The organism is Nocardioides sp. CPCC 206348 (genome assembly GCF_048654705.1).
Classification (GTDB): Bacteria; Actinomycetota; Actinomycetes; order Propionibacteriales; family Nocardioidaceae; genus Nocardioides.
Genome location: NZ_JBMCZA010000218.1, coordinates 11,584 through 12,832, shown reverse-complemented (window position 1 = coordinate 12,832; position 1,249 = coordinate 11,584). Strand labels below are relative to the sequence as shown.

1 protein-coding gene is annotated in these 1,249 nt (G+C 71.0%); it reads right to left on the bottom strand.

Annotated features, from left to right (window positions below; genetic code table 11):
* Positions 1–72: 72 nt before the first annotated feature.
* Complete coding sequence (locus tag ACOADB_RS24480; protein WP_378604988.1) at positions 73–1,095, bottom strand: hypothetical protein; 1,023 nt, start codon at positions 1,093–1,095, stop codon at positions 73–75.
* Positions 1,096–1,249: the final 154 nt, after the last annotated feature.

The following is a 1,249-nucleotide window of genomic DNA, read 5'->3' as shown; positions in this document are numbered from 1 at the left end:
GTCGCCTGGGCGGCCCGCGGTCATCGCACCTGACGAACGTGTCGTGAAATCGGCGGATTCGCAGCAGATTCGTCAGGTACGACGATGGCGGAGCCACCGTTCGGCCTGATCCGGCGTGAGGGCGAGTCGCCGGGCCACCGTGGAGGTGTCGACCCAGCGTTCGGGTTGGGCGACTGTCCAGGGTCGCGGCCCGTGGCGCTGGGCCGCGCGGGCGAGCGCGCCGTCGAGGCGGTACCGGAAGCGAGCGACCTCTCCGCGCCCCGACATCATCGTGACCACCTCGATCGCGAGCCGACGGGTGAGTTCCTCGCGCATCAGGTCGCGGCTGTGCCGTCCGCCCTCGAGGTGATCGGCGCCGTCATAGTCAGCGGCGACGCCGGCCACCGGGTCGAAGACGTCGGGCGTGAACTGGTGCCTTCCGTTGAGGTCGAAGATCGGTGCGTTGCACAACAACACGCCGGCGCGATGTCCGCGCCACGCCTCGCGCATCACTGTCTCCATCGGCGACCAGGAGTTCTCGTCCGCCACAGCGAGCGCCCGCAGGAGTCGGCGCTTGCCGGAGCGCCCGACCAGTCGCGCTGCGTAGGCGCCCAGTCCCTCGAGGTCGACCAGGTCGTCGTACGCCGCCATGTCGATGGCGCGCACCGCGGCGACGTCGTCGCGGGCAGTGCGGGCCTCGTAGGTCACCGAGCGTTCGGGGATCGTGATCGGGAGGCCGTCGATCACGATGACGTCGTCGGCGAAGAGCCAGTCCTCGGACAGCGCCACGCCGCGGCGGCTGCGGGCGCCGCGTTGGTCGCCCAGCGCGACGGGTACGGGCAGGGGCGAGCCGTCAGCAGCCGTTCCGTCGAACCACCTCGCCCCGAGCCAGTGCAGCGCTGCCCACCCGGTTGCTGCGGAACCGGGTGGCAAGGCGCCGACCGCTTCGACGATCCGTTGCTGCGTCGACGCCGGGGCATCGGCGGCGACGTAGTGGCGGGGTCCGGCGCTGCGCCAGTACGGACCGCGGGCCTGGCCGGCGGTCGGTCCGGTCAGGCCGGACGGGTCGATGCGCACCGGAGCCACGAGGCCCGAGCGGGTGATCTCGAGAAGCATGCCGGCGAGCATCGGCAATTTCTACGGGTCGTGCAGGCGTCATCCACAGGGTCCGGATGAGCGGGCCGTCGTACCTGACGAACGTGTCGTCAAAACCTGGAATTCGCAGCAGGTTCGTCAGGTGCGATGGAGTCAGGCGTGGGCCGGGCGCCGC